Annotated in this window: 23 protein-coding genes; 10 read left to right on the top strand and 13 right to left on the bottom strand. The window is 72.4% G+C overall.

The window, feature by feature from the left end; genetic code table 11:
• Positions 1-152: 152 nt before the first annotated feature.
• Positions 153-557, top strand: coding sequence for a hypothetical protein (locus AB0I18_RS30420; protein WP_363108824.1), 405 nt, complete (start codon positions 153-155; stop codon positions 555-557).
• Complete coding sequence (locus tag AB0I18_RS30415; RefSeq protein WP_363108823.1) at positions 554-883, top strand: DUF4031 domain-containing protein; 330 nt, start codon at positions 554-556, stop codon at positions 881-883. Before AB0I18_RS30420 ends, AB0I18_RS30415 begins: the two co-directional genes overlap by 4 nt.
• Before the next feature lie 26 nt (positions 884-909).
• Here AB0I18_RS30415 and AB0I18_RS30410 read toward each other — a convergent pair whose 3' ends face one another.
• Both AB0I18_RS30410 and AB0I18_RS30405 read right to left on the bottom strand, forming a co-directional pair.
• Entirely contained in the window at positions 910-1986 is a 1077-nt protein-coding gene (locus AB0I18_RS30410) for a GNAT family N-acetyltransferase (protein WP_363108844.1), read from the bottom strand.
• Positions 1987-2013: 27 nt separating this feature from the next.
• Complete coding sequence (locus AB0I18_RS30405) at positions 2014-3261, bottom strand: Cmx/CmrA family chloramphenicol efflux MFS transporter (RefSeq protein ID WP_363108843.1); 1248 nt, start codon at positions 3259-3261, stop codon at positions 2014-2016.
• Positions 3262-3594: 333 nt separating this feature from the next.
• Here AB0I18_RS30405 and rph point away from each other — a divergent pair, with 333 nt between their 5' ends.
• Complete coding sequence (gene rph / locus AB0I18_RS30400; RefSeq protein ID WP_363108842.1) at positions 3595-6282, top strand: rifamycin-inactivating phosphotransferase; 2688 nt, start codon at positions 3595-3597, stop codon at positions 6280-6282.
• 40 nt (positions 6283-6322) lie between these two features.
• Here rph and AB0I18_RS30395 read toward each other — a convergent pair whose 3' ends face one another.
• The gene (locus AB0I18_RS30395) at positions 6323-7027 is read right to left on the bottom strand and encodes a hypothetical protein (protein ID WP_363108822.1); all 705 of its coding nucleotides are present in this window, start codon (positions 7025-7027) and stop codon (positions 6323-6325) included.
• Between the two features lie 67 nt (positions 7028-7094).
• Between AB0I18_RS30395 and AB0I18_RS30390 the strand changes: the two genes are divergently transcribed.
• Together AB0I18_RS30390 and AB0I18_RS30385 are read left to right on the top strand one after the other, a co-directional pair.
• Positions 7095-7766 (top strand): maleylpyruvate isomerase family mycothiol-dependent enzyme, encoded by a 672-nt coding sequence (locus AB0I18_RS30390; RefSeq protein WP_363108821.1) that lies wholly within the window; start codon positions 7095-7097, stop codon positions 7764-7766.
• Positions 7767-7839: 73 nt separating this feature from the next.
• Complete coding sequence (locus AB0I18_RS30385; RefSeq protein WP_363108820.1) at positions 7840-8529, top strand: copper homeostasis protein CutC; 690 nt, start codon at positions 7840-7842, stop codon at positions 8527-8529.
• A gap of 36 nt (positions 8530-8565) precedes the next feature.
• Here the strand turns inward: AB0I18_RS30385 and AB0I18_RS30380 are convergent, their stop codons facing one another.
• Positions 8566-10683 (bottom strand): AAA family ATPase, encoded by a 2118-nt coding sequence (locus AB0I18_RS30380; protein ID WP_363108819.1) that lies wholly within the window; start codon positions 10681-10683, stop codon positions 8566-8568.
• A gap of 356 nt (positions 10684-11039) precedes the next feature.
• Here AB0I18_RS30380 and AB0I18_RS30375 point away from each other — a divergent pair, with 356 nt between their 5' ends.
• The gene (locus AB0I18_RS30375) at positions 11040-11228 is read left to right on the top strand and encodes a hypothetical protein (RefSeq protein ID WP_363108818.1); all 189 of its coding nucleotides are present in this window, start codon (positions 11040-11042) and stop codon (positions 11226-11228) included.
• A gap of 40 nt (positions 11229-11268) precedes the next feature.
• Here AB0I18_RS30375 and AB0I18_RS30370 read toward each other — a convergent pair whose 3' ends face one another.
• A complete protein-coding gene (locus tag AB0I18_RS30370) occupies positions 11269-12921 on the bottom strand; it encodes a DNA repair helicase XPB (RefSeq protein WP_363108817.1) in 1653 nt (550 codons plus the stop codon).
• 224 nt (positions 12922-13145) lie between these two features.
• Here AB0I18_RS30370 and istB point away from each other — a divergent pair, with 224 nt between their 5' ends.
• Entirely contained in the window at positions 13146-14510 is a 1365-nt protein-coding gene (istB, locus tag AB0I18_RS30365) for an IS21-like element helper ATPase IstB (protein WP_363108816.1), read from the top strand.
• On the opposite strand, the gene AB0I18_RS30360 is transcribed toward istB, so the two are convergent.
• Both AB0I18_RS30360 and AB0I18_RS30355 read right to left on the bottom strand, forming a co-directional pair.
• On the bottom strand, positions 14488-14730 hold the full coding sequence (locus tag AB0I18_RS30360; RefSeq protein ID WP_363108815.1) for a hypothetical protein: 243 nt from the start codon (positions 14728-14730) through the stop codon (positions 14488-14490). The two genes, istB and AB0I18_RS30360, sit on opposite strands and share 23 nt — an antisense overlap.
• Before the next feature lie 462 nt (positions 14731-15192).
• A complete protein-coding gene (locus AB0I18_RS30355; RefSeq protein WP_363108814.1) occupies positions 15193-17811 on the bottom strand; it encodes a helicase C-terminal domain-containing protein in 2619 nt (872 codons plus the stop codon).
• 373 nt (positions 17812-18184) lie between these two features.
• Here AB0I18_RS30355 and AB0I18_RS30350 point away from each other — a divergent pair, with 373 nt between their 5' ends.
• A complete protein-coding gene (locus AB0I18_RS30350) occupies positions 18185-19258 on the top strand; it encodes a hypothetical protein (RefSeq protein ID WP_363108813.1) in 1074 nt (357 codons plus the stop codon).
• Here the strand turns inward: AB0I18_RS30350 and AB0I18_RS30345 are convergent.
• Genes AB0I18_RS30345 through AB0I18_RS30335 form a run of 3 tightly spaced genes read right to left on the bottom strand, consistent with a single transcriptional unit; the run spans position 19238 to position 22253 of the window.
• A complete protein-coding gene (locus AB0I18_RS30345; RefSeq protein ID WP_363108812.1) occupies positions 19238-20182 on the bottom strand; it encodes an ABC transporter ATP-binding protein in 945 nt (314 codons plus the stop codon). The genes AB0I18_RS30350 and AB0I18_RS30345 overlap by 21 nt on opposite strands.
• On the bottom strand, positions 20179-21264 hold the full coding sequence (locus tag AB0I18_RS30340) for an iron chelate uptake ABC transporter family permease subunit (protein ID WP_363108811.1): 1086 nt from the start codon (positions 21262-21264) through the stop codon (positions 20179-20181). The genes AB0I18_RS30345 and AB0I18_RS30340 overlap by 4 nt, the downstream gene beginning before the upstream one ends.
• Positions 21261-22253, bottom strand: coding sequence for an iron ABC transporter permease (locus AB0I18_RS30335; protein ID WP_363108810.1), 993 nt, complete (start codon positions 22251-22253; stop codon positions 21261-21263). The genes AB0I18_RS30340 and AB0I18_RS30335 overlap by 4 nt, the downstream gene beginning before the upstream one ends.
• Positions 22254-22370: 117 nt before the next feature.
• Between AB0I18_RS30335 and AB0I18_RS30330 the strand changes: the two genes are divergently transcribed.
• On the top strand, positions 22371-23021 hold the full coding sequence (locus AB0I18_RS30330) for a haloacid dehalogenase-like hydrolase (protein WP_363108809.1): 651 nt from the start codon (positions 22371-22373) through the stop codon (positions 23019-23021).
• Positions 23022-23111: 90 nt separating this feature from the next.
• On the opposite strand, the gene AB0I18_RS30325 is transcribed toward AB0I18_RS30330, so the two are convergent.
• Positions 23112-23360, bottom strand: a complete 249-nt coding sequence (locus AB0I18_RS30325; RefSeq protein WP_363108808.1) for a hypothetical protein — start codon at positions 23358-23360, stop codon at positions 23112-23114.
• A 196-nt stretch (positions 23361-23556) separates the two neighbouring features.
• On the opposite strand from AB0I18_RS30325, the gene AB0I18_RS30320 reads away from it, so the two are divergent.
• Positions 23557-23940, top strand: a complete 384-nt coding sequence (locus tag AB0I18_RS30320) for a cold-shock protein (RefSeq protein WP_055610283.1) — start codon at positions 23557-23559, stop codon at positions 23938-23940.
• A 118-nt stretch (positions 23941-24058) separates the two neighbouring features.
• Here the strand turns inward: AB0I18_RS30320 and AB0I18_RS30315 are convergent, their stop codons facing one another.
• Together AB0I18_RS30315 and AB0I18_RS30310 are read right to left on the bottom strand one after the other, a co-directional pair.
• Positions 24059-24946, bottom strand: coding sequence for a 1,4-dihydroxy-6-naphthoate synthase (locus tag AB0I18_RS30315; protein ID WP_363108807.1), 888 nt, complete (start codon positions 24944-24946; stop codon positions 24059-24061).
• A complete protein-coding gene (locus tag AB0I18_RS30310; RefSeq protein ID WP_363108806.1) occupies positions 24930-25640 on the bottom strand; it encodes a futalosine hydrolase in 711 nt (236 codons plus the stop codon). Before AB0I18_RS30310 ends, AB0I18_RS30315 begins: the two co-directional genes overlap by 17 nt.
• Between the last annotated feature and the right edge of the window lie 15 nt (positions 25641-25655).

Raw genomic sequence — 25655 nt, 5'->3', positions numbered from 1 at the left:
GGGTGCGGGTTCGGTGGGGGCTTGTCGCGCAGTTCCTCGCGCCCCTTATCGGGCCGGTGGGTGGGTGCGGGTTCGGTGGGGGCTGGGCGCGCCGTTCCCCGCGCCCCTTGCGGGGCGCGGCTTACGCCGTGGGGCTGGCGCACAATGGAGGGATGGACGACTCTCCGCCATCTCCTCATTCCGTCAGCCCCTTGGAGCAGGCGCTGCACGCGGCTCGTGCGCTGGTGCTCGCCGATCTTGTCGCGGGGGAGGTCGCGGAGGCCGACGTCGTCTCGCTTGTCGAGGAGTCGGTGGTGCAGCGCCGGTGGTGGGTGGAGCAGTGGCCCGAGGGGGTCGACTTCGTGGCGGGGCTGGTGGCCCAGGACGTACAGGACGCGCTGCTGGAGCGGTACGGGCGCTGGCCGCTCTGCCCGGTCTGCGGTGCCGGTGACCCGCATGCCCTCGACGTGGAGCCGGAGTTGGGGCCCGACCCGCACTGGGTGTGCCACAAGGCGGGCGTGACGGTCTCGGCGGTGGGCGCCCTCGGGTCGGCCGCCGGGGGGACGCCTTCCTCGTGACGGTTTACATAGATCCGCCGGACTGGCCGGGGCACGGCCGTATGTGGTCGCACCTGGTCAGCGACGTCTCGTTCGACGAACTGCACCGGTTCGCCGCCGAGTTGGGCGTCCCGCCGCGGGCCTTCGAGCGCGACCACTACGACATCCCCGCGCACCGGTACGCGGACGTCGTGCGGGCGGGCGCGGTGGAGGTGCGGAGCCGCGAGGTGGTACGGCTCCTCCACGCGTCCGGCCTGCGCAGACCCAAGGGACGTACGGGGAGTATGGGACCTACGGGGAGTGCGGGGCATAAGGGGCGTACGGAGTCGGAGTCCGGGAGTTCGTAGGCCCCGGCCCCCCGGCCCCCCGGGTTTTAGCGGCGCAGCTCGTACGCGTACGCCTCCTCGCCCTCGCTCACCAGCGTGTAGCCCGCGCGTGAAACTACGCGCTGGGAAGGGGAGTTGGCGCGGTCCACCAGGGCGAACAGGGCTGTTACGTCCTCGCGGGCCAGTGCCCACGCGGACAGGGCGCGCAGGGCCTCGGTCGCGTAGCCGTGGCCGCGGGCGGACTCCACCAGGTCGTAGCCGACCTCGGAGCGGCGCTCGTCGTCGGGGGCGCCGTGGAAGCCCATGCTGCCGACCGCGCGTCCGTCCGCACGGCGTACGAGGACGAACTGGCCCCACTCCGGGCGGTGCGTCCCGGCCTCGTACGCCCGCACGACCAGGCCGGCGCCGGCGCGCGTGCCGTCCAGCGGGCCGTCCTCGGTCCACTCGAAGCCGCCGGTGCCGCCGCCCACGTGCAGGTCGGTGGCGGCCGCGGGGCTGACCCCTTGCAGGGTGAGGCGTTCGGCGGGGATGACCAGGTTGTTGCTCCAGCGCCAGGTGGTGACCGGGGCGCGGCCCGGCAGGTCGCCCCGGCCGGTGGCCCACAGGAGGGTCCGCCAGTGGTCGGGGGCCGGCTGGACGTTCGGGAAGATCCGGGTCAGTACGCCCTCGCAGAGCGCGGCCGGGGGCTCGTACGCGATCCCCAGGCCCTCGGCGATGTCGTGCGTGTGGACGAGCACCTCGGTGACGCCCATCGCGGCGAAGCCCTCGCGGTTCGCGCTGCGGAAGGGGTAGGGGTGGAAGGCGCGGACCTCGGGTGGGGTGGCGCGGATCGCGGCTGCGAGCAGGGCGGCGGTCGTCTCGATGACTTCGAGGACGTCCTCGGCGCCCTCGCACTCCTCGAAGGTGATGTCGAACGGTACGTACCGGTCGGTGGGGCGGCCCGCCAACTGCCCCGCGTACGCGACGAGAGCCGAGGCGATGTGCTCCGCCGTCCGGCGGCAACTCCAGTCGAGGCGGCCCGCCTTGACGCTCCAGTCCCGCCCGGCCGCCGTTCGCAGCAGCGCGAGCGCGCCGGTGACGGCCTCTTCCACCCGTTCCCCGCCCATGTCCGCGCTCATGCCCATGTCCCCCATGTCGGTGAGAATAGGTGCTCAGTTCGCGGAACGGGACGGATTTACGGGCGAGTTGGACACCATGGACCGGTCGGAGTGGGCGGAGTCGGCGGGCTGGGCGCCGATGACCACCCTGGATGCCGTACGTCGGTGAAGGCGCAGCGAGACCGCCGTCACCGCGCCCGCAGTGAGCGTCATGGCGGCGCCCGCCCAGGCCGGTGAGGAGAAGCCGAGGCCCGCGTCGATGACCGCGCCGCCGAGCCAGGGGCCGCTGGTGTTGCCGAGGTTGAAGGCGGCCGTGGTGGTCGCGGCGGCCAGGGTGGGGGCGGCGCCGGCGACGTTGAACAGCCGGGCGTTCAGGGCCGGGGCCGTGTAGAAGGCGGAGAGGCCGAGGAGGAAGGAGAGCGCGACGGCGGCCACGGCGTACTGCCCGAGCAGCGCGAGCGCGACGAGCAGGACGGTCGAGGCGGCGATGCCGGAGAGCAGCACCCCGAAGAGGTGCGCGTCCGCGATCCGGCCGCCGATCGTCGTACCGACCAGCGCGCCGATCCCGAACAGCCCGAGCACGGCGGGCACCCAGCTCTCGTCGAGCCCGGCGACGTCCGTGAGGAGCGGGGCGAGATAGCTGAACGCGCAGAAGACACCGCCCGCGGCGAGCGCGATGAGGGAGATGGTGAGCCAGACCTGGCGGTCGCGGTAGATCGTCAGCTCGCGCCTGAGCTGCGGCTTCTCGTCCGGGAGCGGGATGCGGGGGATGAGGGTGGCCACTCCGACAAGCGCGATCGCGGAGGCCGCGCCGACCGCCCAGAACGCCGAACGCCAGCCGAGGCTCTCGCCGAGGAAGGCGCCCGCCGGGACGCCGAGGACGTTCGCGATCGACAGGCCGCCGATCATGACGGCGAGCGCGCGGGCGCGGGCGTTCACCGGGACCATCGCGACGGCCACGGCCGCGCCGACCGCCCAGAATCCGGCGCAGGCCAGCGCGCTGATGACGCGGGACACGAAGAGCACGGCGTAGTTCGGGGCGAGGGCGCCCGCGATCTGGCCCAGGCCGAAGACCGTGATGAGGGCGATCAGGGTGGTGCGGCGGGGCAGCCGCAGGGTCGCGACGGCCAGCAGGGGCGCGCCCACCACCATGCCGACCGCGAAGGCCGATATCAGCAGGCCCGCGCGCGGAATCGACACGTTCATGTCGTCCGCGACGGCCGGCAGCAGGCCGGAGAGCATGAACTCGCTGGTGCCGAGTGCGAAGACGGAGAGCCCGAGGATGTAGACGGCCAGGGGCATGCGGGTGCGGTGGTCATTGGTGGCGCTGTTGTTGCGCGTGGGGACGGGCATATTGAGTGCCAACCTCAAGGATGGGTGTGCCATTCCATCGAGTGCTGTTCAGCCCGTCAATCCGGCCGATCCGTAGGCCGGGGAGGACAAAGACAGAGGGAGGACAAAGACAAAGGCAAGGAGAGCCCGCTCCTTGCCACTCTCAACGTATAGCGCGCCGGGGGGCTTGCGGCAAGCCCCGGGGCGCGGCGCAGAATCGTCGGCCGAGGCCGCAACCTGCGGAGTTGGGGCCACAGCGAGCGTGTGTTGGTGTCGACGATGGGGGACGCGGTGGCGTCGGACATGACCGGGCAGTACGTGCTGGATCTTCAAGAGGTCGACGAGGCGCAGGTCGCGGTCGTCGGCGGCAAGGGCGCGCACCTGGGCGGGCTGTCGCGGATCGAAGGTATCCGCGTGCCGGGTGGCTTCTGCGTGACGACGGACGCCTTCCGGCGGATCATGGCGGAGGCGCCGTCGGTCGACGACCGGCTCGATCAATTGTCGCGCCTGGACCCGGACGACCGGGAGGCGATCCGCACGCTCAGCGCGGAGATTCGCCGGACCATCGAAGAGACGGCCGTCCCGGGCGACCTCGCGGCGGAGATCACCGGCGCGCTCGCCCGGCTCGGCGAGCAGGCCGCCTGCGCCGTCCGGTCCAGCGCGACGGCGGAGGACCTGCCGACGGCCTCCTTCGCCGGCCAGCAGGACACGTATCTGAACGTCGTGGGGCCGGAGGCGATCCTCCGGCACGTCAGCCGGTGCTGGGCCTCGCTGTTCACCGAGCGGGCCGTGACCTACCGGCGGCAGAACGGCATCGACGACCGTACGGTCGACATGGCCGTGGTCGTGCAGCGGATGGTCTTCCCGCAAGCGTCCGGCATCCTGTTCACGGCCGACCCCGTCACGGGCAACCGGAAGGTCGCCACCGTGGACGCCGGCTTCGGCCTCGGCGAGGCCCTGGTCTCCGGCCTGGTGAACCCGGACGTCTTCAAGGTGCGGGACGGCGAGGTCGTCGCCAGGACGATCGCCGCAAAACAGCGTGCCGTTCACGCCCTGCCGGCCGGCGGTACGCGGGAAGTGGCGATCGACTCGCGGCGGCAGGAGCAGCCGGCGCTGACGGATGCGCAGGTCGTGCGGCTCGTGGAACTCGGGCGGCGGATCGAAGCGCACTTCGGCAGCCCGCAGGACATCGAGTGGTGCCTGGCCGACGACGGCTTCCAGATCGTCCAGAGCCGGCCGATCACGACGCTGTTCCCCATCCCCATCCCCATCCCCGTCCCCACTCCCACCCCCGTCCCCGAGACCGGCGATCAGGAGAATCACGTCTACATCTCCGTCGGCCATCAGCAGATGATGACCGACCCCATGCGGCCGCTGGGGCTCTCCGTGTGGCAGCTGACGGCCATGGTGCCGATGCCCGAGGCCGGCGGGAGGCTGTTCGTCGACGTCACCCGGCGGCTGGCCTCGCCCGCGAGCCGCGCCGGCCTCCTGGACGTCATCGGGAGGGGCGATCCGCTGATCAGGGACGCGCTGGAGACCGTCCTCGACCGCGACGATTTCATCCCGTCGCTCCCGGACGCGGGTCCCGGCGGGCCTCCGGTCGCTCCAGCCGCACCAGCCGCACCGGCCGCACCGGCCGGCGGCGCGGCCGCCCCGATCGAGACCGATCCGGCCATCGTCACCGGGCTGATCGAGCGCAGCCAGGCGTCCCTCGCCGCCCTGGAGCGCGACATCCGGACGAAGACCGGACCGGCGCTGTTCGAGTACCTGTCGGAGGCCTTCGAGGACCACAAACGAGTCCTCGGCGATCCGCTGAGCATGCGGGCGATCATGGCGGGGATGGAGGCCAACTGGTGGCTCAACGACAAGTTGCAGGAGTGGCTGGGCGAGAAGAACGCGGCTGACACGCTCACGCTGTCCGCACCGGACAACGTCACGTCCGAGATGGGACTGGCGCTGCTCGACGTCGCCGACGTGATCCGCCCGCATCCGGAGGTGGTGGCGTTCCTGCGGGTCGTCGAGCACGTCGAGTACGTCGAAGGCACAGACTTCCTGGGCGAGTTGGCGCGACTCGCGGGCGGGGCCGAGGCGCGCGACGCCATCGAGGCCTACCTCGACCGGTACGGCATGCGCTGCGTCGGCGAGATCGACATCACGAGGCCGCGTTGGCGCGAGCGCCCCACCACGCTCGTACCGGTGATCCTCGACAACGTCAGGAACTTCGAGCCGGGCGCCGCCGGGCGGCGCTTCGAGGAAGGGCGGCAGAAGGCGCGGAAGAAGGAACAGGACGTGCTGTCGCGCCTGCGGGCCCTGCCGGACGGGGACCGGAAAGCCGACGAGGCCAAGCGGATGATCGACCGGGTCCGGACCTTCGTCGGGTACCGGGAGTACCCGAAGTACAACATCGTCAGCCGCTACTTCGTCTACAAGCAGGCCCTGTTGGAGGAGGCCGAGCGCCTCGTGCGGGCCGGAGTGCTTCCTGAGAAGGAGGACGTCTTCTACCTCACGTTCCAGGAACTGCACGACGTCGTGCGCTCGAACGAAGTAGACGACCGGCTCATCCAGCAGCGCAAGGACGCGTTCCGGTCGTACCACGCGCTCACACCGCCCCGGGTGCTCACCTCGGACGGTGAGGCGGTCACCGGGGCGTACCGGCGCGACGGCGTGCCGTCCGGCGCCCTGATCGGCCTCCCGGTCTCCGCCGGGACCGTCGAGGGACGGGCCCGCGTCATCCTCGACATGGCGGAGGCCGATCTCGAAGCGGGCGACATCCTGGTCACGGCCTTCACGGACCCCAGCTGGTCGCCGCTGTTCGTCGGAGTCGCGGGCCTGGTGACGGAGGTGGGCGGCCTGATGACCCATGGCGCGGTGATCGCCCGGGAGTACGGCTTGCCGGCCGTCGTGGGCGTGGAGCAGGCCACCCGGCTGATCCGGGACGGGCAGCGGATCCGCGTGCACGGAACCGACGGGTACGTCGAGATCCTGTCTTAGCTCGTCAGCCCACGCGTCAGCCCGCCCGCCCGCCCGTCGGTCAGTCCGTCAGTTCGGTCAGTCCGGCCAGTTCGGATTCCAGGTTCCGGCGGGCCCGGCCTTCCCATTCCCTTGTCCCGTACGGCGTGCGGAAGAGGCGGGGCAGGTCCAGGAGCTGGCGCAGAATCGCGGCCCGGCCCTCGCGGAAGGCGTCCGGCGGGACGAAGGCGTACTCCTCGCGGACGGCGGCGGTGTAGAGGGCGTACGTGCCCGGGGGCGCCGCCAGGATCGCCAGGTCGGCGTCGCAGAGGACCTGGCCGTTCGGGTCGTCCTCGGCCGGGTCGTGGGTGACCGTGAGGCGTACCAGCCGGGCGACCTCGGCGGTGGCGGCGGGGGAGAGGCCGGCCTCGGGGAGGGCACGTTCGGCGAGACGGGCCGAGCGTTCCTCGTTCTCGGAGCGGTCGGGCAGATAGACCGCGTCGTGGAACCACGCGGCCAGGCGGACCAGCTCCGGGTCCTCCGCGTCCTCCTCCAGCACGTCGATGTGGTCCAGGACCGCGGTGAGGTGGTCGAGGGTGTGGTACCGCCGCTGCGGCTCCGACCAGCGGGCGAGGAGGTCGTCGGCGTACGGGATGGGGTCGGGGACGTCCGGAGCGTCCGGGGCGCCCGTCCCACGACTCGCTCGGAGCGTGCGGATCCAGCGGGTGCGCAGGTCGTCCACGGGGCCGGGGGGCTCGGAGGCCATGGGGGTGTCGGGGTCGGGCATGGGGCCATTGTGCGCCTGTGCGCCGGTGCACTGTCCTTGATCCCGCGCCGCCTCTAGCGTGGACCGCATGACTGCTGCTGACGTGCACGGTGTACGGGACCCGGAACTGCCCGGGCGGCTGCTGGCCGCCGAGCGGGATGTGCTGATACCGCTCCTGCGGGGGCGGCCTGAGGAGGACTTCGCGGTCAGGACCTGTTGTCCGGGGTGGACGGTGCGGCATGTGGTGGCGCACTGTTCGACCGTGCTGAACCGGGTGGTGGAGAGGCGCTACGAGGAGGACGTGTTCAGCCCTGAGGCCAACGACCGGGACATCGCCGAGCGGGACGGCTGGTCCGTGGCGGAGATCGTCGACGAGCTGGAGCGGGGGATGACCGACGCGGGACCGGTGATCGCCAAGACGCGCGGAATACTGGACGCGGTCGCGCTCGGGGAGTGGGTGCACGCGGGCGACGTACGCGAGGCCTGGGGCGAGCCCGGAGCGTACGCGGGCGCCCAAGTGGGGCCCGCGCTCGACCTGTTGGCGTGGCTCAGCCGGGAGCGGGGCCTCCTCGCGCTGCACGCCGACCTCGACGACATGGATGAGCCGCTGTTGCTCGGCGCGCCGTCCGGCGAGCGGCCGCCCGCGCGTTACATCGGCGACGCTGCCACCCTCGTACGGCTCTACGCGGCCCGGCCGCTGACCGGCACGCGGTACGAGCTGGCGGGCGCGACGGAGGCAGAGCTCAACCTGTTCGGCTGAGCCCCCCGGTGTGCGCGTAGGCTTGCTATTGGACTAGACCTGTAGCCTGTAGCCGCCCGAGGGGAGAGGTCCTGTGAGCAAGCGTGCAGTCCTGGAGGTGATCGCCCTCGGTGTCGAGGACGCGGTCGCCGCCCAGGCCGGGGGTGCGGACCGGCTGGAGCTGGTCACCGACATGGCCGCCGACGGGCTCACCCCGCCGGTCGGGACCTTCGCGGGGATCCGGGCCGCCGTCGACATCTCGCTGCGCGTGATGCTGCGGTCGGCCGACGGCTTCGACGCCGGGGACGTGCGGGGGCTCGTACGGGCTGCGCGGGGGCTGCGGGTGGCCGGGGCGGACGAGTTCGTGCTGGGGTTCCTCGACGAGGCCGGGGAGCCGGACCTGCCCGTGATCGAGGCGCTCCTCGCCGAACTGGACGGCTGCCGCTGGACGTTCCACCGGGCCATCGACCGCACGGCGGACCGGGACGCGCTCCGCAAGCGGCTCGCCGACCTGCCCGGCCTGGACACGTACCTCACGGCGGGCTCGCCGGCGGGCGTCGACGAGGGCCTGCCCACGCTCCTCGCGGAGGCCCGCCGACACGGTGAACCGGGCTACGGGCCCCAGCTCCTCGTCGGCGGCGGCCTCCGCCTCGACCACCTGCCGCGGTTGCGCGCGGCCGGCATCGACGCGTTCCACATCGGCGGCGCGGCCCGGCCCGACGGCTGGGCGGCGCCGGTGTCGGCGGAGGCGGTACGGGAGTGGCGGACGGCATTGGACGCCTGACGAGCCCGGCTCATGCCGATGCCGATGGTTATACGGCTATGGCGCCAGTTGCTGCGGCAGCGGGGCCGTGTGCGTGACGATCAGGCCCGAGACGGCTCGGGTCAGGGACACGTACAGGCGGCGCAGGCCGGTTCGTTCGTCCGGTTCGCCGTCGACCACGGCCTGTGGCTCGTCCAGGACCACGTAGTCGTATTCGAGGCCCTTGGCCAGCGAGGCCGGTACGAGGGTCAGACGGGTGGCGAGGGTCGTCTCCTCGCCGGGGCCGAGGTAGGTGTGGCCGGCGGCCGTCAGGGCCTCGGCGAGGGCCGGCACGCGTGCGTCGGCCGCGATCAGGCCGACCGAGCCCTCGTTGCGCAGCAACTCCTCGCAGGCGGCCACCACTTCGGCGTCCGGGTCGCCGTCCCCGGTCGTCGTACGGACCTCGAAGAAGCCCGGGTTCTCGCGGACCGACGCCACCGGGGTCAGGCCCGGCGCGATGTGCGGGAGGAGCCGGGACGCGTACGTGATGACGTCCGTCGGCACGCGGAAACCGGCCGTGAGCTCCTCCACGACCGCGTCCCGCTTACCCAGATGGGCCAGTGCCTCGTCCCAACTCCGCGTCGCCCAGGGCGTCGTGCCCTGCGCGAGGTCTCCGAGTACCGTCGCCGAACCCGTCGAGCAGCGCCGGCCCACCGCCCGGTACTGCATCGGGGAGAGGTCCTGCGCCTCGTCGAGCACCACATGCCCGAGCGAGTGCGTGCGCCGTACGAGGTCGGTGGCCTCGTCGATCAGCACGGCGTCCGCGGCCGACCACTTGGCGGACTTGACCGACCGTACGGCCCTCTTACCGGATCCGGGCGGCGCCCAGAGGATCGTCTTCTGCTCGTCCTCGGTGAGGATTCCCTCCGCGTGGGCGGCCAGGAAGTCGGGGTCGGAGAGCAGGCGCAGGACGAGTTTCGCGGGGTCGACCGGCGGCCAGATCGCCTTCACCGCCGCCTTCACCGCGGTGTTGCGGGCGACCGCGTCCTGCACACGGTCGTCCGGCGCCTCTCCGGACCGCTCCATCTGGACGAGCACGGCGTGCGCGATGCGCTGCGGCAGGGCCTCGTGGGCGGCGCCGTAGCGGATGTCCCGGGCCAGCAACTCCCGGACCATCTCCTCCAGTTCGTACGCCGGTACCCGCCAGCGCCGTGAGCCGCGTACGACCACGACGGGTTCGGTGGGCATGGTCACGTGCGAACGGACGGCCCGGCGCAGGACCTCGGCCATCCGCGCGTCGCCCTTCACGACCGCGGCCACCGCCTCGTCCGTACCCCGCACCTCCACATGCGCGACCAGATCGTCGACCGTCGCCTGCTTGACCGCCAACTCGCCCAGCGCGGGCAGCACTTGCTCGATGTAGTGCAGGAAGGACCTGTTCGGCCCGATGACGAGGGTGCCGGTGCGGGCGAGCCGGTCGCGGTGGGCGTAGAGGAGGTACGCGACGCGGTGCAGGCCGACGGCCGTCTTCCCGGTGCCGGGGCCGCCCTGCACACAGACCGTGCCGCCGAGACCGGACCGTACGATCTCGTCCTGCTCGGGCTGGATGGTGGCCACGATGTCGCGCATCGGGCCCACGCGCGGGCGCTCGATCTCCTGCTGGAGCAGCCTGCTGGTGGTCGCCGCCTCGGCGGGGTCCATGAGGTGCTCGTCCTCGTACGCCGTGAGGTCGCCGCCCGTGTAACCGAAGCGGCGGCGCAGCGCGACGTCGAGCGGGTCCGTCTTCGAGGCCCGGTAGAAGGGCTGCGACACCGGCGCGCGCCAGTCGATGACCATCGGGTCCCCGTCGGCGTCGTGCACGTGCCGCCGCCCGATGTAGAAGCGCTCGCCCTCCGCGCCCTCGGCCTGTTCGGCGCCGGGGGAGTGCAGGTAGTCGAGGCGGCCGAAGAAGAGCGGGGTGTGGGAGAGGTCCGCGAGGGCCTTGATGCGCTCGTCGATCTGGTGGGTGAGGGCTTCCGCGTTGACCCAGTTCGCGGTGACGTCCCGGATGTCGAGCGACTCGACGTCCTCGCGCATCGAGCGCAGGGCGGCGCGGGAGTGGGTGAGGTGGGCGCGCTCGCGGGAGAGGGGGTCGTCGGACGGGGCGGAGCTCGATGGGGCGGCGTCGGACGTGGCGGAGTCGGGCGGGGTGGACACGGGGGTTGCCTCCGGGGACCTGCGGCACCTGCTGGGGCCTGCTGAGTGGCGGTGGGCCGGCCGGTTTCCGTCCGGGCGGCGGCGCTCCACGAGGGAGGCGGGCAAGAGCGGAGATTTTAGGCGAGCGGGGTGGGCCGGGGCCAATTGTTTTCGGGGCCCCGCTTTTCCGCCCCGTTTCCCGACTCCGTTTTTCGTGCCCCCGTTTTCCTACGCCCCCTGCTGTCCCTTGCTGTCCCCTAGGGGACAGGGTCCCCCTCCCTACGGGGGACGGGTCACTCCGGAGTCGTACGAGGAGGCGGCGGAGGCTCGGTCCGCAGGCCGATGTAAGCGGAGCGCCCGAAATCCACTATGGATACATGAGCGCAGCCACCTTCACCCCAGCCCCCGCCCGGTCCGGCCCGCCGCCCGGCGCGACCGCCCTCCAGGGCAGCCACCGGCACCGTCTCGGCGACGCCCTGCGCGCCGTCAAGGTGTTCGCCGGCGCCGCCTTCGGCGTGATCCTGCTCGGCGAGTACGGCGAGGAAGCCGGCATACGCCGCCGGTAGCCCTCCTCGACTACGGGCCGCCGCCCTCGACCATGAGCCGTCAGCTGTCCGTGCTGTCCGTCAGCAGTTCGTCCGCGTCCATGATCCGGTACGCGTACCCCTGTTCCGCCAGGAAGCGCTGGCGGTGGGCCGCGAAGTCCTGGTCGATGGTGTCGCGGGCCACGACCGAGTAGAAGTGGGCCTGGTGGCCGTCGGCCTTCGGGCGGAGCACCCGGCCGAGACGCTGAGCCTCCTCCTGGCGGGAGCCGAACGTCCCCGACACCTGGACGGCGACCGTCGCCTCCGGCAGGTCGATCGAGAAGTTCGCGACCTTCGACACGACCAGCACACTGATCTCGCCCTGCCGGAACGCCTCGAAGAGCTTCTCCCGCTGGGCGTTCGACGTCTCGCCCTTGATGACTGGCGCGTCCAAGTGCTCGCCCAGCTCGTCGAGCTGGTCGATGTACTGGCCGATGACGAGGATCTGCTGGCCCGCGAACTTCCGCACGATCGCCTCGGTGACCTTGCGCTTGGTCGCCGTCGTCGCGCAGAAGCGGTACTTCTCCTCCGTCTCGGCGGTCGCGTACGCGAGCCGCTCGGAGTCGGTGAGGTTCACCCGGACCTCGACGCAGTCGGCCGGCGCGATGTACCCCTGCGCCTCGATCTCCTTCCACGGAGCGTCGAACCGCTTCGGGCCGATCAGCGAGAACACGTCCGACTCGCGCCCGTCCTCACGGACCAGCGTGGCCGTCAGACCGAGGCGGCGGCGCGCCTGGAGGTCGGCCGTGAACTTGAAGACGGGGGCCGGCAGCAGGTGCACCTCGTCATAGATGATCAGCCCCCAGTCGCGTGAGTCGAAGAGCTCCAGGTGCGGGTAGATGCCCTTCCGCTTCGTCGTCAGGACCTGGTACGTCGCGATGGTGACCGGGCGGATCTCCTTCTTCGTACCGCTGTACTCGCCGATCTCCTCCTCGGTCAGCGACGTCCGCTTCACCAGCTCGTGCTTCCACTGCCGGGCCGAGACGGTGTTCGTGACGAGGATGAGGGTGGTGGCCTTCGCCTGGGCCATGGAACCGGCGCCGACCAGCGTCTTTCCGGCACCACAGGGGAGTACGACCACTCCCGACCCGCCGTGCCAGAAGTTCTCCACCGCCTGCTTCTGGTACGGCCGCAGCGCCCAGCCGTCCTCGGCGAGCTCGATCGGATGCGCCTCGCCGTCCACGTACCCGGCGAGGTCCTCGGCCGGCCAGCCCAGCCTCAGCAGCGTCTGCTTGATCTGGCCGCGCTCGGAGGGGTGCACGGCCACGGTGTCCGGGTCGATCCGGGTGCCGACGAGCGGAGCGACCCGCTTCGAGCGCAGGATCTCCTCCAGCACCGGCCGGTCGGTGGTCGTGAGGACCAGACCGTGGATCGGGTGCTTGGAGAGGGTGAGGCGGCCGTAGCGGTCCATCGTCTCCGCGATGTCGACCAGCAGCGCGTGCGGCACCGGATAGCGGCTGTACTGCACGAGCGCGTCCACGACCTGCTCGGCGTCGTGTCCGGCGGCGCGCGCGTTCCACAGCCCGAGCGGCGTCACCCGGTACGTGTGGATGTGCTCGGGCGCACGCTCCAGCTCCGCGAAGGGCGCGATGACCCGGCGGCACTCGTCCGCCAGCTCGTGGTCGACCTCCAGGAGCAGGGTCTTGTCGGACTGGACGATGAGTGGACCATTCACGCGCGCGTCCCCTTCTGCACAGCTGTGCGGTGTGCACGGCCAAACGTCCAGTGTGCCTGATCGCGGGCCCGGCCCGGTGCGAACGGATCGACCACCCCGTCCTGTCCTACTGAATGTCTATTCATTCGAATGAGTGGTGTGAATTCAGATTTACGGCAACGGACCCCAAGAATGGCGATCCCCGCAGGTCACTGCCCCAGGTCACCGCCCAGGGAGAAGCACTGTTGTCCGGTCACACCCTTGCCCCGCCGCCGCCCGTCGCGTCCCCGCCCACCACGACGCTCGGGTACGCCCTGTTCGCCACCCGCTGGCTCCAGGCCCCGCTGTACTTCGGGCTGGTGGCCGCGCAGGGCGTGTACGTCTACAAGTTCTTCAACGAGCTGTGGACTTTAATCCTCCGGTGCGTGACCGGGCAGGCGAACGAGACGTACGTCATGCTCGCGGTGCTCAAGCTGGTCGACGTCGTCATGATCGCCAACCTGCTGATCATGGTGATCGTCGGCGGCTATGAGACCTTCGTCTCGCGTATCGGCCTGCAGGGCCATCGCGATCAGCCGGAGTGGCTCTCGCACGTCAACTCCAACGTGCTGAAGGTGAAGCTCGCCACCGCCATCGTGGGCATCTCCTCCGTCCACCTGCTCCAGATGTTCGTGGACGTGCACCACACCTCGCACCACTCGCTGATGTGGGGAACGGTGATCCACATGGCGTTCATCGCCTCGGCGGCGATCCTGGCGTACATGTCGGGGCCGATGGCGGCGCACGCGGAGGGCTCCTCGCACAAGGGTCACTGCCATGGTCACGGCCCTGGCCAGGGGGAGGATCACGGGCACGGAGAGAACCACGGGCACGGGCATGGAGAGAACCACGGGCATGGGCATGTACCGGAGATGGTCGGACGGGAGACTTCCGCCTCGTCGTCCGTCCCGGCCGAGTTCTCGGCCCTCGCGGTGGCCAGGCCGGCTCCCGGGTCGATTCCGGCCCAGGCGACAGCCTCGTACGAGACGGGGGCCGAGACCCGGATCCGGGCCGCCCGCTTTCCCTCCCGGAAGCTGCTGGAGGACTTCGACGAGGAGCATCCCCGGGCGTTCGACCGGGAGGCGCTCGCCCGGCTCGGCAAGCTGGACTTCGTGGCCGCGCGGCGGAACGTGATGTTCGTCGGCCCGCCCGGAACCGGCAAGACGCACCTCGCCGTCGGCCTCGGCGTGCGGGCCTGCCAGGCCGGGCACCAGGTGCTGTTCGCGACCGCCACGGAGTGGGCCGCCCGGCTGGCCGACGCGCGCGCGGGCGGGCGGCTCGGCGAGGAACTGGCCGCCCTGGACGCCCACCCGCTGCTGATCGTCGACGAGGTCGGCTACCGCCCCTTCGACGCGGACACCGCCCACCTCTTCTTCCAGCTCGTCGCGCACCGCTACGAGCGGGCCTCGCTGATCGTGACCAGCGACCGCCCGCTCGGCCGCTGGGACGAGATCTTCGGCGGCGGGGCGGCCCCCGCGATGGTCGACCGCCTCGCGCACCACGCGGAGATCCTCCGGCTCGACGGGGACAGCTACCGGATGCGCCGCGCTACTTCAGCGTGGGCAGAGTGAGGTTGTTGACCAACGGCCCCTCGACGGTGACGCCCTCGGTGACCAGGGGCTCGACGGCGGCGACCGGGAGCGGCAGCGGCAGGGCGGGCTGGACCGCGGCGGCCTGTGGGGCGAGCCCGCCGACGAGAGCGATGCCGGCGAGAAGCGTGACGGCGGAGGCCGTCAGGGCGAAACGCGTGCGGACGCCGGTACGCGTACGGGTGGGGAGCTTGGGACGCATGGGGACTGTCGAGCCTTTCGGACGCTGAGGCGCTGATGACCGGGGTGGGGACCCACGGAGGGGACGGGCCGGACTCGGGGCGCCGAGTCCGGCCCGCGGGGTGTGCGGGGTGTGCGGAGTGTGCCGGGGGCGGCTCAGAGGGTCAGGCCCCCGCCGAGATCGATACCGATCGCCGCGGCCTGTGCGGCGAGTGCGCCGAGCAGCGCCGCGGTTCCGATCAGGACGGTGGCGACACGACGAGCAGTGCGCATGGGACTACCTCTCCGTTGTGCTCGCACGGGCCGTGCTCCCCAGGAGCCCGGCGCTCGGTCGAGCATGATCAGGACGACCAGTGGCTGCCCTGCCGCTCGGGCGGCGATGCGCGGGATCCCGCAAGGTCCCTCAAGGGTGGGAAGTGTCCGGCGTGGCGTGCATGAAGTCCGGCGTACACCCGAACGAGTGAGCCGGGAGGGGGCCGCCGGGTCAGGCGGGGTCGTCCGCGAGTTCGGCGACGCCTGTGATGCGGTGCAGGGGGTACGTGCGGACCTCGTCCGCGGTGTGGTCGTACGCCGTCACGAAGCCGCCCTCCACGCGCACCGGGGCGATGACGCGCTGGCTGGCTGAGCCCTCGGCGTTGACGTAACCGATCCACAGGGTGTCGCCGGTGAGGACGGCGGCCTGCACGGTGGCGAGGGTCTCGGCCGAAGTGGTGCGGGGGAGGCCGCCGTTGGGGGCGGCGGCGGCCGGTTTGCGGGGGGCCGTGGAGGCCAGGTCGCCGGCGCGGACGGCGCGGATCGCGGCGCCCAGGAGGGTCGCGTCCGGGACGGGCGGGCCGTCGGGGACGGGCTCGGGGGCCGTGCGGGGCGGGGTGCGGTGGGCGTGGGCGCGGGTGATCAGCACGTCGCCCTCGGCGGACTCCGCGGCCGGCGAGAAGCCCATCGCGCGCAGGCCGTCAAGGAGGGCCGCGGGGTCGGCCTGGGCGGCCAGGACCGTGGGCGCGAGGCGGCGCAGCCGGAGCCCCTGGGACCGCTTGTCGACGAGGATCTCGTTCAGGAGGGCGTCGTCGTCGCAGCGGACGTACGCCGACGCGGCGCCGATGCGCAGGTGGCCGTGTTTCCGGGCCACGTCGTCGATCAGGTACGTCAGCGGTTGTGGCACCGGGGTGCGGGAGTGGTCGGCGAGGAAGGCGTGCAGGTCGGAGGCGGAACGGCCCGCGTCCAGGGCCCGGCGGACCGAACCCGGCGTGAACCGGTACACCGTCGCGCCGCCCTTCGACTCCACGTCCGCGAGGACGCCCAGCGTGTCGGCCAGGGGGCGTTCAAGGGGCCCGGGGGCCACCGCGGTCAGGTCCGCCTGGAGGAGGACGTGGTCGAGGGGTTCGGGGAGGAGCGGCGCGAGGAGGCGGCCGGCCCGGGCGGCGGCGGAGGCCAGTTCGGCGGGGGAGCGGGGTTCCGGGGCGGGCGCCGGGTGATGGGGCCTGTGGTGGTGGAAGGGGAGCTTGCCGCCGGGCCCCGAATCGGCCGGCCCGTGCTCGTGCCCGTGGTCGTTCTCCTGCGCGTTCTCCTGTGCGGTCCGGTGGCCGGTGGCCGTCCCCGCGGGCAGCCCGAGCAGCATCCGCCCGTGCGCCGACAGCGCGCCCCGGCCGGTGATCCCCAGCGACTCCGCCTCGGACAGGGTCCATCGGGCGAGGCGGGCGCGCAGGTCGTCCGAGGCGGTGGCGCCGCGCAGGGCGCGTTCCCAGTGGAGGCGGGCGACGAGGGAGTCGGCGGCCGCGGAGGCGCCCTCGGGCAGGGCGGCGAGGAGGGCGAGGACGCGGTGGCGGACCTCGGGGGCGGCCGAGCGGTCGAGGCCCGGGCCCAGGGCCGCCAGGGTGCGGTCCTTGGTGTCGCGGCCGCCGGTCAGGCCCGCCGTGCGGGTGGCCGACAGCCACGCCGTGGCCAGCCGCGTCCAGCGCTCGGCCGGCGGCAGCTCCAGCCACTCGTCGTACGCCGGGGTCGCCGCGTACCGCTCGTCGGCCGCGCCGTCCGACGCCAACAGGCCTGCCGCGTAAGCGAGTTCGATCCAGAAGGCGGCGACCGGCTCCGATACGTCCAGGGCCGTCGCCGTCCGCTTCAGGTCCCGTACGCTCAGGCCGCCCGCGCGCAGGACGGCCGGGCCGCCCTCGTGCCAGTCCTTGAGCAGCTCCTCGACGGTGGCGAGCGCGGTGTACGCCTGGCCGGCCGCCGTTCCGTCCACAACCTGTGGACGGTGTGCGGCGGTGGGCTCGACCGCGGGCGGCAGCGGCTCCGTCTCCCGGTGCGCGTGGCCCGCGCGCAGGTGCAGGGCGACCTCGCGGGGGAGCACGACCGTGCCGGGCGCCGTCGGCAGGAGCAGGCCGCGGTCCAGGAGCCAGCGCAGGCGGGGCGCCGGGTCGGCGGTCACCTGGCCGTACGGCGGGCCCCAGACCAGCCGCGACAGGACCTCCACGGAGTCGGGCGGGGCCGTGTCGAGCAGGGCCGACATACGGGCGCGGTCGGCGAACAGCGCGGTCAGGGACGCCACCGCCGACACCGCGTCGTGCGTCGAGGGCAGCCCGGCCGTCGTGAGGAGTTCCTGGATCCGGCCGGGGGACATGCCCGTCGTGGCCTCCGCGACCGTCGGGCCCAGGCCCGTCGGGGAAGGGTGCTGGGGCGAGGGCGCGAGGAGTTCGCGGGCCGTGCGGACCAGGCGGAGCCGGTCGTCGGCGCCCCACACCAGGGCCTGTTCGCGCAGGGTGGCCAGCGCGTGCGGGAGGGCGCCGGTGACGGCCGGGTCGCCGTCGTCGCCGGCCAGCAGGGCGAGGAGCGTGTCGTACGGCGCCGGTTCCGGGGCCACGGCCAGGGCCTCCGCCGTCTGCAGGGCGAACCGGTCGAGCCGTTCCAGGGCGCGGACCACGGAGGCGCGGGTGCCGGCGCGGGTGGCCAGCTGGGTGAGGTCGGTCGGGACGGGCGTGATGAGGTCGGGGCGGGCTCGCAGGAGCGCGGCCAGGGAGGCGTCGTCGCGGGCCCGCAGGTCCTCCGCGAGCGAACGCGGATGCGCCCCCGCGGTGGCGGGCCCCTCTGGTGACTGCTCCTGGACGCTCATCCGATCCACGTTAGCGGGTACACCGCGCTGCGCTGGCCTGAGCGGGGGTATGTGGGCTTGGGGCGGGTGGGGTGCCGCGGGTTCGGTGGGGGCTGGGCGCGCCCCGCGGCGGAGCCGCAAATGTCACAGCCCCGCGCCCCTTGTCGGGGGTGCCCGGCGTGTGCTTCGTACCGGCGGTTTGAGTTCGCGTGCCAAGGCGGGTGGGGAGCTGCGGGTGAGTGGGGGCTGGTCGCGCAGTTCCCCGCGCCCCTTACGGGGCGCACAGCTCTGCGCCCCTGAAGGCAGGGGGCGGCCGGCGCGGTAACGTCGGTTGGTGTGGGGTGCGTAGAGGCGTGCCCGCGGATGACAACACAGCCGCCCCGGAGGGGACTTCGTGGGGATCGAGAGCGATCAGCTCGTATTCGACTATCTGAGCCGGGTGGGCGACCTGGCCCAGCAGCGTCAGCTGCCGTCCGGGACGCGGATGCGGCTCGTGTCGGAGTTGCGCGGCGAGATCGACCGGCGTCGCGCCAAGGTGACGACGGCCGACAGCCCGGCCGCGGTCCGCCGCATCCTCGACCGCCTCGGCAGCCCCGAGTCGGTGGTGGCGGCCGCGAACGCCAACGGTGGCACGGGTGACGGCGGCAGCGGCGGTGGCGGTGGTGCGGCCGAGAGCGGCGCCGCCTTTCCCGGGCAGCGTGCCCGGGAGTCCGAGTCGCGGCCCAAGGGCCTGCGCCGGGTGGTCCCCCGGCCGCGCCCCGCGGAGCCGGACGTACCGGCCGTGTCCGACGACGTGCCGTCCCCGCCGCACCTCGCGAGCCTCGACGAACTCGGCTCCGGGCAGCCCGACTGGTGGCGGGTGGACAGCGGCAGCCCCTTCGGGGCGATGGACAGCGTGCCGGGTTTCGTGGGCGGCGTGGAGATCCCCGAACTGCTCAAGCCGCCGCCCGAGAGGGCGGACGAGGGGGAGAGGGCGGAGGAGGCGGGCACACCGGGGAAATCGGGGAAGTTGGAGAAAGCGGTCGGCCCGAAGGCCGTGGCGCCCGCCGCCGGACCCGAGGCACCCGTGGTCGAGGCGGCCGTGCGGAAACCCCGCCGCTTCGTCCCCCGGCTGCGCCCCATCGGCGGCGGCTGGACCAACCCCCTGCTCCTGCTCGCCGCCGCGCTTCTGGTCGCCGGAGCCGCCATCGGCAACCTCGTCCTGCTCGGCCTCGGCTGGCTCATCGCCTACCTCTCGCGCCGGCTCAGCCCCGCCGAGTCGAAGTGGGCCGTCCTCGGCATGCCGGGCCTGGTCGCCACCGCCGGCATCGTCTGGCTCTGGGGCCGAACGGAAGGCCGCTGGGGTGACCCCATCGCCGAGGGCCAGATGAGCGACGCGGTCTCGGAGACCTGGCCGTGGGTCCTGCGGGGCGCGGCGATCGCCTCGGCGCTGTACCTGGTGTGGAAGTCACAGCGCCCGAGGGCGTAGGTCCTTCCGGAGGTCTTGGGGCTCCCGGGGGTCCTGGGGTTCCCCGGGCTCTTGGGACTCCTGAGGCGCCGCGTCGGCGTCCTCGAAGGCGCCCTGCCCCTGCCCATGTCCGTGCCCGTGTTCTTGCCCCTGCCTCTGTCCCTGCCACGGCGACCCCGGCACCACCAGCGGCGACCCCGTCACCGGATCCGGCACCACCACACACTCCAGCCCGAAGACCTCCCGTACGAGTTCCGCCGTGACGACCTCCGACGGCGCCCCCGAGGCGACGATCCGCCCCTCCTTCATGGCGATGAGGTGGTCGGCGTACCGGGCGGCCTGGTTGAGGTCGTGCAGGACGACCACGACCGTGCGGCCCTGATCATGGTTCAACTGACGTACGAGGTTCAGGACTTCGACCTGGTGGGCGATGTCGAGGTAGGTCGTCGGCTCGTCCAGGAGCAGCAGGTCCGTGTCCTGTGCGAGGGCCATCGCGATCCAGACCCGCTGCCGCTGCCCGCCCGACAACTCGTCCACGGGCCGCTCGGCGAGCGCCGCCACGTCCGTACGATCCATCGCCTCCGTCACGGCCCGCTCGTCCGCGTCGGACCACTGCTGCCACCAGCTCTGGTGCGGCTGCCGGCCACGCGAGACGAGGTCCGCGACGGTGATCGCCTCGGGCGCGACGGGAGTCTGCGGCAGCAGCCCGATCTGTTGCGCGATCCGCTTCGTCGGCAGCTTGGCGAGCGAGGTCCCGTCGAGGAGTACGGCGCCGGACTTCGGCTTCAGCAGCCGCCCGAGCGCACGCAGGGTGGTGGACTTACCGCAGGCGTTGGGGCCCACGATGACGGTGACCTGCCCGTCGGGCACGGCGAGATCGAGCTCGTGCACCACCGTGCGGTCCTCGTACGCGAGCGTCAGTTCCCGCGCCGACAGCCTGCTCATGCCTTGCCTCCAGAACGGACGGTACGGCTCCGGACGATGAGCCAGATCAGATACGGCGCCCCCACGGCCGCCGTCAGCACACCCACCGGCAACTCCTCCGGCGAGAACAGCCGCCGCGCCAGCAGATCCGCCAGTACGACGATGACGGCGCCGAGAAGCGCCGAGCAGACCAGGGGAATCTGCGCGGTACGGGTCATACGGCGGGCGATCTGCGGGGCGAGGAGCGCCACGAAGTCGACGGGCCCGGCCGCACCGGTCGCCACCGAGGCGAGGACGACCCCGAGCAGCACGAGCCCAAGCCGCACCCGGTTCAGCCGCACGCCCAGCGCGGTCGCCGTGTCGTCGTCCAGGCCGACCGTCCGCTGGGCCCGCGCCGCCCACGCCACGGCAGGGACGAGCACGAGCAGCGTCCACCCGAGGGGCGCGGCCTCCGCCCAGCCGCGGCCGTTCAGCGAGCCCGTCATCCAGATCTGCGCCTGCTGGGCGACGAGATAGTCGCCCTTCGTCATGAAGAGCGTCGTCACGGACCGCAGCGCGATCGCGAAGCCGATCCCGATGAGCACGAACCGCGTCGCGTGCAGCCCGCCGCGCCAGGCGAAGACGTACACGAGCGCGGCGGCGAGGATGCCGCCGACGACGGACAGGTACGGAAGGACCGTGTACGAGGTGACCCCGAAGGTCATCGCGCCCACCGTCAGTGCGCTCGCGCCCTGGCTGATGCCGATGATGTCCGGGCTGGCGAGGGGGTTGCGGGCAACGGTCTGGATGAGCCCGCCCGCCACCCCGAAGGCGGCCCCCACCAGCAGCCCGACGACCAGCCGGGGCGCCCGCAGCGTCCCGACCACCAGCTCGTCCGGCGAGGGGCGGCCCGTCAGGACCTTCAGGACCTCACCGGGCGCCACGAAACTCTCGCCCACGCAGAGGTACGCGAGACAGGCCGCCGCAAGCAGCACGGCCAGGCCGGTGCCGACGGCGGCAGCCCGCCGGTGCAGCAGGAGGGTCGCCTGCCGGGTGCGCACCACCGCGTATCCGGCCGCCGCAACGGTAGTTGTGGCCTTCGTGGCCGCGGCTGTCGTCGTCACGCCGGGACCGCCTTCCTGCGGACGAGCCCCACCAGGAACGGCACCCCGATCAACGCCGTCATCACGCCCGCCGGAACCTCGCTCGGCGGGAACAGCACCCGGCCGACCGTGTCCGAGACGAGCAGCATGGTGGGCCCGAGGAGGGCGGACAGCGGCAGCACCCATCGATGGGCCGGCCCCACGATCGCCCGGGCGATGTGCGGCACCGCGAGGCCGATGAAGGCGAGCGGTCCGGCCGCGGCGACACCGACGCCGGTGAGGATCGTGGCGCCGAGCCCGCCGACCACCCGTACCGTCGCGACCCGTTGCCCGAGCCCCTTCGCCACGTCCTCGCCGAGCGCGAGCGCGTCCAGACCGCGGGCCACCGACAGTACGAGGACGGCCCCGACGAGCAGGAACGGCCAGACCTGACCGACGATCTCCGCGTCCCGCCCGGCCAGCGAACCCACCTGCCAGAAGCGGAACTCGTCCAGCGCGGAGGCCTTGCTCGTGAGTACGCCGGTGGTGACCGACACGAGCAGCGCGTTGATGGCGGCGCCGCCCAGCGCGAGCTTCACCGGGGTCGCGCCGCCCCGTCCGCTCGACGCGATCGCGTACACCGCCACCGACGCGATCGCCGCGCCCGCGAAAGCGAACCAGACGTACCCGGTGAGCGTGTGGATCCCCGCGAACGCGATGGCGAGGACGACCCCGACCGAGGCGCCCTGGCTGATGCCGAGGATGCCCGGGTCGGCGATCGGATTGCGGGTGATGCCCTGGAGGACCGCGCCCGCCAGGGCGAGCCCGGCGCCGACCATCAGGCCGACGAGGGTCCGGGGCACCCGCAGGCCTCGTACGACGTCGGCGGCGTCGCTGTGGCCGCCGTTCAGGAGTGCGTCGAGGACGGCCGACGGGGCGATCGCGCGGGCGCCGACGGCGAGGCTGAACAGGATGGCGAGCAGCAGGGCCACGACGGCCGCCGTCATCGCGACGGCACGTCTGACTGCCATGGGCTGGGCTCGCTCCCGGTGAAGGCGGTGAGGCGGTGAAGGCGGTGAGGTTGGTAAGGCTTGGCTGAGTGTATGCGCCCCATATTCGAGGGCGGCGGGCGAGGGCGACCTTGCACAATGGGCCGTGTGACCTCGGCTCAGATGACCTCGCGCCCGCAGACCGTCGGTACCGTCGGCTTCGACCTCGACATGACCCTCATCGACTCCCGCCCCGGCATCCACGCCTGCTACCAGGCACTTTCCGCGCGGACTGGTACGTACATCGACGCCGATCTGGCGATCTCCCGGCTCGGCCCACCGCTCGCGGACGAGCTGGTCAACTGGTTCCCGGCGGACCGGGTCGCGGCCATGGCGGACGTCTACCGGGAGATGTACCCCACACACGCCATCGCCGCGACGCCCGCGATGGCCGGCGCCCGTGAGGCGATAGCGGCCGTGCGGGCGGCCGGCGGGCGGGCCATCGTCGTCACCGCCAAGTACGAGCCGAACGCCAAGCTCCACCTGGAGCACCTGGGCATCGACGCCGACGCCGTGATCGGCGACCTGTGGGCCGAACAGAAGGCCCAGGCCCTGCGCGAGCACGACGCGACCGTCTACGTCGGCGACCACACCGGCGACGTACGAGGCGCCCGTGCCGCGAACGCCCTGTCGGTAGCGGTGGCCACGGGCCCGTGCGACGCGGAGGAACTACGCGAGGCGGGCGCGGACGTGATCCTCAGGGACCTGCTGGAATTCCCGGCATGGCTGGCGACCTACAGCACCCCGTAAGGAGCGCCCCGTCACGAGCGCCCCGTAAGGGGCGCGGGGAACTGCGCGACCAGCCACGACCAACCCGCAGCCGACGAACAACCGAGAAGTTCAGGACCCTCCACGAGCCTGCCGACGCCCACTCGCGATCGACTGGAACACCCCCGCCCCCGCAATCAGGAAACCAACCCCCATCAACATGCTCAGACCGAACATGTACGTAGGAAAGGGCGTCGCGTCGAGCAACAACGGGGCCACAGTGACCAACGTGGCCACGGCACCGACGAAGAAGACGATGACACCGGCACGGATCAGTCCATCTCCGGCCGCTACGGAATTCGTTTGGGTTTTGTCACGCACCCGACCAGGGTAGTTCCCAGCCCGGAGGAACAATCCGGCGACGTCTTGTCAGCAGCCGCCGGACCATTAGCCTTGGTACCGGCGGGTCCGACGACCCGCTGTAGTGCTATCCGGACCCGTTTCCCGAGCAGTTTCAGCCGCAGTTTTCCCGCAGCAGCCAGAGCAGTTTCCGACGAGTACGAGGACGAGGACAGACGTGCCTACCGGCAAGGTCAAGTGGTTCAACAGCGAGAAGGGCTTCGGCTTTCTCTCCCGCGACGACGGCGGCGACGTCTTCGTCCATTCCTCGGTCCTGCCCGCCGGAGTCGATGTTCTCAAGCCGGGTCAGCGCGTGGAGTTCGGCGTGGTCGCCGGACAACGCGGTGACCAGGCGCTTTCGGTGACGATCCTGGACCCCACCCCGTCCGTCGCGGCCGCCCAGCGCCGCAAGCCGGACGAACTGGCGTCCATCGTCCAGGACTTGACGACCCTTCTCGAAAACATCACGCCCATGCTGGAGCGGGGCCGCTACCCCGACAAGGCCTCCGGCGCGAAGATCGCGGGCCTGCTGCGCGCGGTCGCCGACCAACTGGACGTCTGACCCGACCGGGACACCGGACCCACGAAAACCGGCCGTTCGAGCCTATCGAGAGACACGCACGTCGAGCCCGCCTCCGGACCGAGGGATCACACCGGCCCCTCGGTCCGGATCGTCGGCGTCAGGGAAACGCCAGCGCGTTGGGCCCGAGCGGCGGGACCAGCCCCTCCGCCGCCGCACGCGTGAGCAGCCCCCGGACAGCTGCGTAACCGTCCTCGCCCAGGTCTGCCGTGAACTCGTTGACGTACAGGCCGATGTGCTGGTCGGCGACCTTCCGGTCCATTTCCTGGGCGTGTGCCCGGACGTAGGGGCGGGAGGCCTCCGGGTCGTCCCAGGCGGCGCGGACCGAGGCGCGGGCGGAGTCCGCGAGCCGGTGCAGGAGTTCGGGGCCCAGCGAGCGCTTGGCGATGATCGCGCCGAGGGGGATGGGCAGGCCCGTGGTGGCCTCCCAGTGCTCGCCCATGTCGGCGAGGCGGTGCAGGCCGTAGTTCTGGTACGTGAAGCGGGCCTCGTGGATGACGAGTCCGGCGTCCACCTTGCCGTCCCGTACGGCGGGCATGATCTCGTGGAACGGCATGACCACGACCTCGCCGACGCCGCCGGGGACCGTGTCCGCGGCCCAGAGGCGGAACAGCAGATACGCCGTCGACCGCTCGCTCGGCACGGCGACCGTGCGGCCGGTGAGGTCCACCCCGGGCTCCCGGGTGAGGACCAGCGGCCCGCAGCCCCGGCCCAGCGCCCCGCCGCAGGGCAGCAGCGCGTACTCGTCCAGGACGTACGGCAGGACGGCGTACGACACCTTCAGTACGTCGAACTCGCCGCGCTCGGCCATGCCGTTGGTGATGTCGATGTCGGCGAAGGTCACGTCGAGCGCGGGCGCGCCCGGGATCCGGCCGTGCGCCCAGGCGTCGAAGACGAAGGTGTCGTTCGGGCAGGGCGAGTAGGCGATCTGGAGGGGCCCGGTGCCGAGAGGCTCGGTCGCGGGCTCGGTGTCAGTGGGTGGGGTCATGCTGGTTCCAACTCTCCAGTACGGGCGGGAGCTTCCCGAACGCCTCGGTGAGGGCCGCCAGCGCGTCCCCGATCCGCCAGGCGGCGCGGTCGCGGGGGCCCACCGGATTGGACACGGCACGGATTTCGAGGACGGGCACGCCGTGCGCGGCGGCCGCCTCCGCGACCCCGAACCCCTCCATCGCCTCCGCCAGCGCCCGGGGATGGCGTCGGCGCAGCTCGGCGGCGCGCTCGGCGCTGCCGGTCACGGTGCTGACGGTCAGGACGGCCCCGGCCCGCCCTCCCGTGACGGCCGCGAGCTCTCGTACGAGTGCTTGTGGCGGACGGTGGGTGACGGTCCCGAAACCCAGTTCGGTAACCGGAACGAACCCGTCCGCGGTCTCGGCGCCGAGGTCCACGACGGTGATCTCGTCGGCGAGGACGAGCGATCCGAGGGGCGCCTCGGGCTGGAAGCCGCCGCCGATACCCGCGGAGACGACGAGGTCGTACGGTTCGCCGGCCAGCGCGGCGGCGGTGAGGGCGGCCGCGGTCGACGCGGCGGCCGCCGCCGGGCCCACGCCCGCGGCGAGCAGATCGAAGGGGGCGGCCCGCCACAGGCTCGCCCCCGGAATCGCCCGCTCCAGTGCCTCGGCCGACAACGCCCGTGCCACCGCGTCCCGTTCGGCGGGGACCGCGGTGGCTACGAGGATGCGCATGGGCGTCGGATCAGC

It is taken from the genome of Streptomyces sp. NPDC050704 (assembly GCF_040654355.1).
In the GTDB taxonomy this organism is placed as follows: domain Bacteria; phylum Actinomycetota; class Actinomycetes; order Streptomycetales; family Streptomycetaceae; genus Streptomyces.
The sequence above is the reverse complement of the archived record's forward strand: the minus strand, read 5'-3'. Positions and strand labels throughout refer to the sequence as shown.

Coding starts and splice junctions, on each gene's coding strand:
- AB0I18_RS30360 (WP_363108815.1), bottom strand. CDS start 14,730: ATGCGTCCCAAGCTCCCCACCCGTACGCGTACCGGCGTCCGCACGCGT.
- AB0I18_RS30410 (WP_363108844.1), bottom strand. CDS start 1,986: ATGGGCATGAGCGCGGACATGGGCGGGGAACGGGTGGAAGAGGCCGTC.
- AB0I18_RS30375 (WP_363108818.1), top strand. CDS start 11,040: ATGAGCGCAGCCACCTTCACCCCAGCCCCCGCCCGGTCCGGCCCGCCG.
- AB0I18_RS30310 (WP_363108806.1), bottom strand. CDS start 25,640: ATGCGCATCCTCGTAGCCACCGCGGTCCCCGCCGAACGGGACGCGGTG.
- rph (WP_363108842.1), top strand. CDS start 3,595: ATGACCGGGCAGTACGTGCTGGATCTTCAAGAGGTCGACGAGGCGCAG.
- AB0I18_RS30335 (WP_363108810.1), bottom strand. CDS start 22,253: ATGGCAGTCAGACGTGCCGTCGCGATGACGGCGGCCGTCGTGGCCCTG.
- AB0I18_RS30390 (WP_363108821.1), top strand. CDS start 7,095: ATGACTGCTGCTGACGTGCACGGTGTACGGGACCCGGAACTGCCCGGG.
- AB0I18_RS30355 (WP_363108814.1), bottom strand. CDS start 17,811: ATGAGCGTCCAGGAGCAGTCACCAGAGGGGCCCGCCACCGCGGGGGCG.
- AB0I18_RS30330 (WP_363108809.1), top strand. CDS start 22,371: ATGGGCCGTGTGACCTCGGCTCAGATGACCTCGCGCCCGCAGACCGTC.
- AB0I18_RS30345 (WP_363108812.1), bottom strand. CDS start 20,182: ATGAGCAGGCTGTCGGCGCGGGAACTGACGCTCGCGTACGAGGACCGC.
- AB0I18_RS30395 (WP_363108822.1), bottom strand. CDS start 7,027: ATGCCCGACCCCGACACCCCCATGGCCTCCGAGCCCCCCGGCCCCGTG.
- AB0I18_RS30420 (WP_363108824.1), top strand. CDS start 153: ATGGACGACTCTCCGCCATCTCCTCATTCCGTCAGCCCCTTGGAGCAG.
- AB0I18_RS30315 (WP_363108807.1), bottom strand. CDS start 24,946: ATGACCCCACCCACTGACACCGAGCCCGCGACCGAGCCTCTCGGCACC.
- AB0I18_RS30405 (WP_363108843.1), bottom strand. CDS start 3,261: ATGCCCCTGGCCGTCTACATCCTCGGGCTCTCCGTCTTCGCACTCGGC.